Source organism: Pseudomonas sp. SDT291_1_S447 (assembly GCF_054070155.1).
The window spans coordinates 25791-35793 of record NZ_JBSVXS010000056.1 but is presented as its reverse complement, the minus strand read 5'-3'; the positions used below and the strand labels follow the sequence as shown (position 1 = coordinate 35793).

The following is a 10003-nucleotide window of genomic DNA, read 5'->3' as shown; positions in this document are numbered from 1 at the left end:
AGACATATTTGCATCGACGGACACACCGCTATCGCGAGCAGGCTCACTCCTACAATGGATCTCTATCGCATTCAAGATCGGGGAAAAAGCGCTTATAGAGTGTTGTTCACTATTGTTCATTGTCAATCGCCCGACTGTTCAAATGTGTTCAGCAATGAACGCCTGTTCCCCGCGCTTTCAACGATTTTCAAGACAAATCAACCACTTGCCATTTCTGGCACGAAACTCGCTCCCGTGCACAGGTCGCTTGACTCCAATAATAAAAAGGCCGAGCCATGTCACTCACCCTGGAGCACGTCAGCCGTACCGTCGAGGGCCAGACCTGGATCGACGATGCGTGCCTGAAATTCGAACCCGGTTCTTTCAACGTTTTGCTCGGCCGCACGCTGTCCGGCAAAACCAGCCTCATGCGTTTAATGGCCGGTCTGGACAAGCCCGACACGGGCCGGATCCTGATGAACGGCGTCGACGTCACCCAACGCCCGGTGCGGTTGCGCAACGTATCGATGGTCTATCAGCAGTTCATCAATTACCCGACCATGACCGTGTTCGAGAACATCGCCTCGCCACTGCGTCAGGCCGGTGTGTCGAAAGAGATCATCCACAGCAAAGTGCAGGAAACCGCGAAGATGCTGCGCATCGAGAAGTTTCTGCAGCGCTATCCGCTGGAACTCTCTGGTGGCCAACAGCAGCGCACCGCCATGGCCCGCGCACTGGTCAAGGATGCCGAGTTGATCCTCTTCGATGAACCGCTGGTCAACCTCGATTACAAACTGCGCGAAGAGCTGCGCCAGGAAATGCGCGAGCTGTTCAAGGCCCGGCACACCATTGCGATTTACGCCACCACCGAGCCCAACGAAGCGCTGGCACTCGGCGGCACCACGACGATTCTTCACGAAGGCCGGGTGATTCAGAGCGGCCCGTCGACTTCGGTGTATCACCAGCCGCAAACCGTGCTCGCCGCCGAATTGTTCTCCGAACCGCCGATCAACCTGATGCCCGGACGCATCGCCGGCAATGAAGTCAGCTTCGCCAACTTCGTGCACTTCCCGTTGAACGTCGATCTGCGTCCGGTGGGCGAGGGCGAGTTTCGTTTTGGCGTGCGCCCCAGCCACATCTCGCTGGTGCCAAGCAACGATGACGACCTCGAACTGGCAGTCACCGTCGAAGTCGCCGAAATCAGCGGTTCGGAAACCTTCCTCCACGTGCGCAACGAGCATTTCCTGCTGGTGCTGCACTTGCCCGGCGTTCACGAATACGACGTCGATGCGCCGATCCGCATTTACATCCCGACCCACAAACTGTTCGTTTTCGATGCGCAGGGCCGTCTGGTGCAAGCACCAGGCCGGCGTGTCGCGAGGGTTGCCTGATGGCCGAAATCCGTTTGCAGCACCTCGCCCACAGCTACAGCAAAACCCCGAGCGGCGCCGAGGATTACGCGATCCGCGAGATGGATCATGTCTGGGAGCAGGGCGGCGCCTATGCCTTGCTCGGGCCGTCGGGTTGCGGCAAATCAACCCTGCTCAACATCATTTCCGGTCTGCTCAGCCCTTCGCAGGGCCATGTGTTGTTCGACGGCAAAGCGGTCAACGACCTGACGCCGGAGAAGCGCAACATCGCTCAGGTTTTCCAGTTTCCGGTGGTCTACGACACCATGACCGTGTTCGACAACCTGGCTTTCCCCCTGCGCAATCAGGGCATGGCCGAGGCGAAAGTGCACAGCAAGGTGCAGGAAATTGCCGAAGTGCTCGACCTGCAAAACCTGCTGAGCAAAAAGGCGCGCAACCTCACCGCCGACGAAAAACAGAAAGTCTCGATGGGCCGTGGCCTAGTGCGTGACGACGTTTCCGCAATCCTCTTCGACGAGCCGCTGACGGTGATCGACCCGCACCTGAAGTGGAAACTGCGGCGCAAGCTCAAGCAGATCCACGAGCAGTTCAACATCACCATGGTCTACGTCACCCACGATCAACTGGAGGCCTCGACCTTCGCCGACAAGATCGCGGTGATGTACGGCGGCCAGATCGTCCAGTTCGGCACGCCACGGGAATTGTTCGAGCGGCCGAGCCACACCTTTGTCGGCTATTTCATCGGCAGCCCGGGGATGAACCTGATCGACGTGCAGCCGCAACCCGGTGGCGTCGGTTTCGCCTCGACGCACCTGCCGTTGTCCGACGCTATGCAGCGACATATCGAACACGGCCAGTGGAAAAATCTCAAGGTCGGCATCCGCCCCGAGTTTATTCATGTGTGGGACGAGCCGTTTGATGACGCGATGCAGGCAAAGGTCGTACACGTCGAAGACCTCGGCACCTACAAGATCATGACCCTCGACCTCGACGGCGCACCGCTGAAAGTGCGGATGGCCGAAGACAAACCGGTTCCCCAAGGCACGGCGTACATCAGTTTCCCGGCGCAGTGGTTGATGGTCTATGCCGATGAGTTTCTGCTCGAAGCCGACGAAGAGGTGCAGCCATGAACAAGGTGCAGAACAACAAGGCCTGGTGGCTGGTGTTGCCGGTGTTTCTGCTGGTGGCGTTCAGTGCGGTGATCCCGATGATGACCGTGGTCAACTATTCGGTGCAGGACATCTTCGACCAGTCCAGCCGCTACTTCGTCGGCGCCGACTGGTACAAACAAGTGCTGCTCGATCCGCGTTTGCACGATTCGCTGCTGCGTCAGTTCATCTATTCGGCGTGCGTGTTGCTGATTGAAATCCCGCTGGGCATCGCCGTCGCCCTGACCATGCCGACCAAGGGCCGCTGGTCGTCGGTGGTGCTGATCATTCTGGCGATTCCATTGCTGATCCCGTGGAACGTGGTCGGCACGATCTGGCAGATTTTCGGCCGCGCGGACATTGGGCTATTGGGTTCCAGCCTCAACGCCATGGGCATCAGCTACAACTACGCGGCCAACACCATGGACGCCTGGGTGACGGTGCTGGTGATGGACGTCTGGCACTGGACTTCGTTGGTGGCGTTGTTGTGCTTCTCCGGATTGCGCGCGATTCCCGATGTGTACTACCAGGCTGCGCGCATTGATCGGGCCTCGGCCTGGGCGGTGTTCAGGCACATTCAGTTGCCCAAGTTGAAAAGCGTGCTGCTGATCGCGGTGATGCTGCGCTTCATGGACAGTTTCATGATCTACACCGAGCCGTTCGTGCTCACCGGCGGCGGCCCGGGCAACGCCACGACTTTCTTGAGTCAGACGTTGACCCAGATGGCCGTAGGGCAATTCGACCTCGGTCCGGCAGCGGCGTTTTCGCTGGTGTACTTCCTGATCATCCTGTTGGTGTCCTGGCTGTTCTACACCGCCATGACGCACTCCGACGCCAACCGCTGAGGCCCGGCCATGAGCAAAAGAAAGCTTATTCCGTTGCTGGTGTACATCCTGTTCCTGCTGGTGCCGATCTACTGGCTGCTGAACATGTCGTTCAAGAGCAACACCGAAATCCTCGGCGGCCTGACGCTTTTCCCACAGGCGTTCACGCTGGCGAACTACAAGGTGATCTTCACCGACCCGAGCTGGTACACCGGTTATCTGAACTCGCTGTACTACGTCAGCCTGAACACGGTGATCTCGCTGAGCGTGGCGCTGCCGGCGGCGTATGCGTTTTCGCGCTACCGTTTTCTCGGCGACAAGCACCTGTTCTTCTGGCTGCTGACCAACCGCATGGCGCCACCGGCGGTGTTTCTGCTGCCGTTCTTTCAGCTGTATTCGTCGATTGGGCTGTTCGATACGCACATCGCCGTGGCCTTGGCACATTGCCTGTTTAACGTGCCATTGGCGGTGTGGATTCTCGAAGGGTTCATGTCTGGGGTTCCGAAGGAAATCGACGAAACCGCCTACATCGACGGCTACAGTTTCCCCAAGTTCTTCGTGAAGATTTTCATCCCGCTGATCGGTTCCGGCATCGGTGTCACGGCGTTTTTCTGCTTCATGTTTTCCTGGGTCGAACTGCTGCTCGCACGTACGTTGACCTCGGTAAACGCCAAGCCGATTGCAGCGGTGATGACGCGCACGGTTTCAGCCTCGGGTATCGACTGGGGCGTGCTGGCAGCGGCGGGGGTGTTGACCATTCTGCCGGGCATGCTGGTGATCTGGTTTGTTCGCAACCACGTGGCCAAGGGCTTTGCCCTCGGTCGGGTCTGAGGAACTGATGATGGAATGGATGAGCTGGACCACGCCTACCGCAGCATTCTTCATTGTCATCGGCCTGATTCTGGTCGGCATGACCACGTGGGAATTGCGCTCGCCGAGCATCCTGCGGCGAGGTTTTCTGCCGATTGCCACCACCCGTGGCGATCGCTTGTTTATCGGTCTTCTCGGCAGCGCCTACCTGCATTTGCTGGTGATCGGCGCCACCGACTGGAGCATCTGGGTGGCGTCCGCGTTGTCCCTGGTGTGGCTGTTGGCTGTGATGCGTTGGGGCTAGTCGAGTCGTTCGGCAACGCGGCTCCACAACTTAAACAGGAGGTCTCTATGTTCGACAAAAACAATAAGCTGCGACATAGCATTTCATTGGCAGCCATGCTGGCACTCAGCGGTTTGAGCGCATCCGCCTGGGCCGATGCCTACGAGGACGCGGCGAAAAAATGGATCGGCAGTGAATTCAAACCGTCGACCCTGACGGCCGAGCAGCAACTCGAAGAACTGAAGTGGTTCATCAAGGCGGCCGAGCCGTTTCGCGGCATGGACATCAAGGTCGTTTCCGAGACCCTGACTACCCACGAATACGAGTCGAAAGTGCTGGCCAAGGCCTTCAGCGAAATCACCGGGATCAAGCTCACCCACGACCTGCTGCAAGAAGGCGACGTGGTCGAGAAAATGCAGACGGTGATGCAGTCCGACAAAAACATCTATGACGGCTGGGTCAACGACTCGGACCTGATCGGTACGCACTTTCGCTACGGCAAGACCGAATCGATCACCGACCTGATGGCCAACGAAGGCAAGAACTTCACTTCGCCGACCCTCGATATCAAGGACTTCATCGGTATCTCGTTTACCACCGCGCCGGACGGCAAGATCTATCAATTGCCCGACCAGCAGTTCGCCAACCTCTACTGGTTCCGCGCCGACTGGTTCGAGCGCGCCGATCTGAAAGCCAAGTTCAAGGAAAAGTACGGCTACGAATTGGGCGTGCCGGTGAACTGGTCAGCCTATGAAGACATCGCCAAATTCTTCAGCGAAGACGTCAAGGAAATCGACGGCAAACGCGTTTACGGGCACATGGATTACGGCAAGAAAGACCCGTCGCTGGGCTGGCGCTTCACCGATGCCTGGTTCTCCATGGCCGGTGGCGGCGACAAAGGGTTGCCCAACGGTTTGCCGGTGGACGAGTGGGGGATTCGCGTCGAGGACTGCCACCCGGTCGGCTCCAGCGTGACTCGCGGCGGCGACACCAATGGCCCGGCGGCAGTGTTCGCCACCACCAAGTATGTCGACTGGCTGAAGAAGTACGCGCCACCGGAAGCGGCGGGCATGACCTTCTCCGAGTCCGGTCCGGTGCCGTCGCAGGGCAACATTGCTCAGCAGATCTTCTGGTACACCGCGTTCACCGCCGACATGACCAAACCGGGCCTGCCGGTGGTCAACGCCGACGGCACGCCGAAATGGCGGATGGCGCCGTCGCCGCGCGGGCCGTATTGGGAGGAGGGCATGAAGCTCGGTTATCAGGACGTGGGTTCTTGGACCTTCATGAAATCCACGCCTGAAAAGCAGAAACTCGCGGCTTGGCTGTACGCGCAGTTTGTGACCTCGAAAACCGTGTCGCTGAAGAAAACCATCGTCGGCCTGACGCCGATTCGCGAGTCGGACATCAACTCGCAGGCGATGACCGATCTGGCGCCGAAACTCGGTGGTCTGGTCGAGTTCTACCGCAGCCCGGCCCGCGTGCAATGGACCCCGACCGGGACCAACGTGCCGGACTATCCGCGGCTGGCGCAACTGTGGTGGAGCCACATCGCCGAAGCGGCCAGCGGCGAGAAGACCCCGCAACAGGCACTGGATGGTTTGGCCAAGGACCAGGACGCGATCATGACGCGTCTGGAACGCTCCAAGGCCCAAGCTGTTTGTGCACCGAAGATGAACCCGGAACGCGACGCGCAGTACTGGTTTGATCAGCCGGGCGCACCGAAACCGAAACTGGCCAACGAGAAGCCGAAAGGCGAGACCGTGAGCTACAACGAACTGCTGAAATCCTGGGCGGATGCGCGTAAGTAACAGCTGAAATGTGAAAGGCGAACGGCACCGGAAGGTGCCGTTTTTTTTGGTGCCGCTGCGATTGCTATCGCGAGCAGGCTCACTCCTACAGAGGTTCGCGGCGTACACCGCATCTGTGAACGACACAAAAACCTGTAGGAGTGAGCCTGCTCGCGATAGCGGTGTGTCAGACGAAAAAGATATCGACTGACCCGCCGCCAGCATTGATGTGTACCGGTACTGGATGTGTCTTGATCAGACCAGAACAGCCAGATCTGTGTAACGAGCAACCAAAGCATCAGCCGTGAGCAACTTCATCGGCTCGGTCATTGCTGTGGCGATGATAATGCGGTCAAACGGATCGCGATGATGGTGCTCAAGATCCTTCACGGCGATGGCGTGCTCTGCAGTCACTGGCAGTTCAATAAAGCCACTGTCGAGACAATATTGGCGGACTTCTTCCAGATCAACATTCAGCTTGCCGAGCCCGACCTTGATTGCCATTTCCCAGAAAGTGGCGGCGCTGATGTAGATTTCGGCGGCGTTCTCAATCAATTTTCTGGCTTTGCCGGACAATCTGGCGTCATCACTGAGCGTCCAGAGCAAAATGTGCGTGTCGAGCAGAAGCCTCATGCTTGAGTGCCCTCAAATGTATCAAGCATGTCATCGGGCAGTGGTGAGTCGAAATCGTCGGGCAACACCAGTTTGCCTTTCATTGCGCCAATACGCTGAGCGCTGGGTTTTCCTACGGGAACGAGGCGAGCCATCGCCCGCCCATGCTTGGCAATCGTGATGACTTGGCCAGCAGCGGCATCATCGACGAGTTTGGATAAATTGTTTTTGGCTTCAGCCAGCGGAACGATGATCATCAGCTCACCCCTGTATTCTGGACAAATATAGCCAGAATATTTCAACGCTGCCAAACCATAGACTTCTTCAGCCCATTCGCAAACGATATCCCTGTTCATTTTTAGCCTCTCGTCGGTATTCCATCTGCCAAGGCCTCCACCATAGAGCTATCTACGCAAAACTGGCTGTAGGACAAAACGGAGGTTGCGGCGAGAGCTTTCGGCGTTTGTGTGGGGACGGGAGCAAATCGGTAAAAAATCGTACAAAAATATCGACTGACCCACCGCCATCGCAAGCGGGCGAAGGCCTGCAAGTTTCAGTGTTGTTCACAAAACCTGAGTACCCCGAAAATCACTGTGGGAGCTTGCCTGCAAGCGAAGGGGCCATTGGCGGCACCGCAGGAAACCCAAGCCGGAACACGGTCATCGCACCCGGCAAACTCTTCACCTCCGCGACCCCCTGATGCAGGCTCATGATCGAGCGCACAATTGCCAGCCCCAATCCGGTGCTGCCCTGCGAGCGCGAGCGGCTGCTGTCGACGCGGTAGAAGCGGTCGAACAGATGTGGCAGATGTTGCGCCTCAATCCCGGCACCGGGGTTGCTGACCAGCAGGGAGGCCTGGGTCGCTCCTTGTTCGATCAGCAACGTCACGGTTTTCCCGTTCGGGCAGTGGCGTAGCGCATTCGACAGCAGATTGGAAATCGCCCGCTGAATCATCAATCGATCCCCCATCACCTGTGCGCTGCCGAGCACATTCAAATGAATCTGCTTGTCCTGCGCCGACAAGGAAAACATCTCCGCCACCTTCGCCACTTCAACTTCCAGCGCCACCGCTTCAAACGGCGCCAGCGCCGACGGATGACTTACCTGCGCGAGAAACAACATGTCCGAAACAATCCGCGCTACCCGCTCCAGTTCCTCGGTGCAGGACACCAGCACATCCTTGTATTCCTCGGTCGTGCGTTCGCGGGACAAGGTCACCTGCGCCTTGCCCATCAAATTGTTGATCGGCGTACGCAACTCATGCGCCAGGTCATCAGAGAACTGCGACAACTGCTGCACCCCGGCATCCAGCCGATGGAGCATGAAGTTGATGCCTTGCGCCAGTTCACTCAACTCCTGCGGCATGTTCACCACGGACAATCGATGTTCCAGGTCCTGGGTCGAGACCATCGCCGCTACTTTGCGGAACTCGCGCAGCGGCGCCAAACCACGCTGCACCGCGCCCCACGCGGTCAGGCCGATAAACACCAGCAGCAACGGCAAGGCAATCAGCGTCGAGCGCAGGTAGGCGCTGAGGAGGGCCTCATCGTGGGCGTTATCCACTGACAGCAGCACCGGCACGCTGTTGCCGTCCTTGAGGCGAATCAGTTTCGAGGCGGTGAGGAATTTCTTGCCTTCAGCGTCGGTGCTGTCGCTGTAAGCCAGTTGATCGGTGGTGGCGCGCACCGCTTTCAGTTCGACGCGCGGTTCGCTCAATCCCGAGCCGGATTTGAGCAGCGGCGAGCGCTGATTGAGTCGGTCGTAAATGGTCAGCGTCAGGTTGTCATGCCCCATCACCTGATCCAGAAGAATATGCGGCTTGCCGGTGATTTCATTGGCATCGACGTACAACGACAGGCTGTGCTCCACCTGCGCCATCTTCTTTTCCAGACTGTCTCTGGCAAGCGAATTCAGCTCATGGGTCAACGCGAAATAGGCAAGGATCGCGAGGAACACCACCAACAGCGCGCCGAGAATACTCACCGTCAAACCGAGGCGCATCGACAGACTGGAGGGCTTCATTCCCGTGCCTCCAGCACATAACCGACACCGCGCAGGGTGTGGATCAGTTTGCTGTCGAACGGGTCGTCGATCTTCGCCCGCAAACGGCGGATCGACACTTCGACAACGTTGGTATCGCAGTCGAAATTCATGTCCCACACCAGCGAGATAATTTGTGTGCGCGTCAGCACTTCACCGGACTGGCGCATCAGCAGATGCAGCAGGGCGAATTCCTTGGTGGTCAGGTCAATACGCTGTTGTCCGCGAAACGCGCGATGGCGGCCCGGATCGAGTTCCAGATCGGCGACTTTCAGCACCTGCGGCACCGGGATGTTTTCGCTACGACGCATCAACGTGCGCACCCGCGCCAGCAGCTCAGGAAACTCGAAGGGCTTGACCAGATAATCGTCGGCGCCCAGATCGAGGCCGCGAATCTTGTCGGCCAGACGCCCGCGCGCGGTGAGCATCATCACTCGCGTGGAATGAGTGCGACGCAACTGTTCCAGCACACCCCAGCCATCCAGTTCCGGCAGGTTCACGTCGAGAATAATCAGGTCATAGGCCTGTTGTTGCGCCAAGTGCAGGCCATCGGCGCCGGTGGCGGCGTGGTCAACGACATAACCACTTTCGGTCAAACCCTGATGCAAGTATTCGGCAGCTTTAAGCTCGTCCTCGACGACAAGGATTCGCATGATCTTTCACCACTTTTATTTAATGGGTATTTAATTAAGAAGGCCCTCACCCTAGCCCTCTCCCGGTGGGAGAGGGGACTGAATGCGGGATATTTCAGAACTACGCCGACGTGAAAAAAACATTACTGAATCCATAATCGACTAGATGTAACAGGTCGATATATAACGCCAGACACCTCGGTCGGCTCCCTCTCCCCCCGGGAGAGGGCTGGGGTGAGGGGAAGTCCGGACGATAAAGGTTGTAGTGGCTACAGGGTCAACCATCAAGCGCTTTAAAACGGTGCTCTGCGACAGCCGGTCGCAGCACAAACCACAAAATCCCCATGACTTTTATTCCGGCAAGTGCAATTCAGCAGATAACTAGCGCGTTTTTGTTTCGATGTATTTCGATAGCCGCCAGCACTTCGCATCCTAGAGCAAAACAACTTCGGCAAACCGTGGATAACGGATTTGTAATGTTCCAGTCACCTTGTCGATAAGTTCAAAACCCTACC

Annotated in this window: 10 protein-coding genes; 6 read left to right on the top strand and 4 right to left on the bottom strand. The window is 57.8% G+C overall.

Features of this window, described 5'->3' with window-relative positions; translation table 11 throughout:
• The first annotated feature begins 275 nt into the window (after positions 1-275).
• The 6 genes from ACW9IR_RS17775 to ACW9IR_RS17750 are packed head-to-tail and all read left to right on the top strand — an operon-like array spanning position 276 to position 6225.
• Complete coding sequence (locus tag ACW9IR_RS17775; RefSeq protein WP_158954161.1) at positions 276-1370, top strand: ABC transporter ATP-binding protein; 1095 nt, start codon at positions 276-278, stop codon at positions 1368-1370.
• Positions 1370-2479 carry an ABC transporter ATP-binding protein gene (locus tag ACW9IR_RS17770; RefSeq protein WP_457464447.1) on the top strand — a complete coding sequence of 370 codons (1110 nt, stop codon included), beginning with the start codon at positions 1370-1372 and terminating at the stop codon, positions 2477-2479. The genes ACW9IR_RS17775 and ACW9IR_RS17770 overlap by 1 nt, the downstream gene beginning before the upstream one ends.
• Positions 2476-3342 carry a carbohydrate ABC transporter permease gene (locus ACW9IR_RS17765; protein ID WP_007912484.1) on the top strand — a complete coding sequence of 289 codons (867 nt, stop codon included), beginning with the start codon at positions 2476-2478 and terminating at the stop codon, positions 3340-3342. Before ACW9IR_RS17770 ends, ACW9IR_RS17765 begins: the two co-directional genes overlap by 4 nt.
• Positions 3343-3351: 9 nt before the next feature.
• Positions 3352-4152: a carbohydrate ABC transporter permease gene (locus ACW9IR_RS17760; RefSeq protein ID WP_090284391.1), complete on the top strand. Its 801-nt coding sequence runs from the start codon at positions 3352-3354 to the stop codon at positions 4150-4152.
• Between the two features lie 10 nt (positions 4153-4162).
• Positions 4163-4435, top strand: coding sequence for a DUF2160 domain-containing protein (locus tag ACW9IR_RS17755; protein WP_007912485.1), 273 nt, complete (start codon positions 4163-4165; stop codon positions 4433-4435).
• A 47-nt stretch (positions 4436-4482) separates the two neighbouring features.
• Complete coding sequence (locus tag ACW9IR_RS17750) at positions 4483-6225, top strand: ABC transporter substrate-binding protein (protein WP_007912488.1); 1743 nt, start codon at positions 4483-4485, stop codon at positions 6223-6225.
• A 234-nt stretch (positions 6226-6459) separates the two neighbouring features.
• On the opposite strand, the gene ACW9IR_RS17745 is transcribed toward ACW9IR_RS17750, so the two are convergent.
• The 4 genes from ACW9IR_RS17745 to ACW9IR_RS17730 all read right to left on the bottom strand — a co-directional run bounded on the left by ACW9IR_RS17745 (position 6460) and on the right by ACW9IR_RS17730 (position 9509).
• Entirely contained in the window at positions 6460-6837 is a 378-nt protein-coding gene (locus ACW9IR_RS17745; protein ID WP_102901289.1) for a type II toxin-antitoxin system VapC family toxin, read from the bottom strand.
• Complete coding sequence (locus tag ACW9IR_RS17740) at positions 6834-7172, bottom strand: type II toxin-antitoxin system Phd/YefM family antitoxin (RefSeq protein ID WP_224790125.1); 339 nt, start codon at positions 7170-7172, stop codon at positions 6834-6836. The genes ACW9IR_RS17745 and ACW9IR_RS17740 overlap by 4 nt, the downstream gene beginning before the upstream one ends.
• Before the next feature lie 232 nt (positions 7173-7404).
• Positions 7405-8838 (bottom strand): heavy metal sensor histidine kinase, encoded by a 1434-nt coding sequence (locus tag ACW9IR_RS17735; RefSeq protein WP_102901290.1) that lies wholly within the window; start codon positions 8836-8838, stop codon positions 7405-7407.
• Complete coding sequence (locus ACW9IR_RS17730; protein ID WP_095048087.1) at positions 8835-9509, bottom strand: heavy metal response regulator transcription factor; 675 nt, start codon at positions 9507-9509, stop codon at positions 8835-8837. Before ACW9IR_RS17730 ends, ACW9IR_RS17735 begins: the two co-directional genes overlap by 4 nt.
• Between the last annotated feature and the right edge of the window lie 494 nt (positions 9510-10003).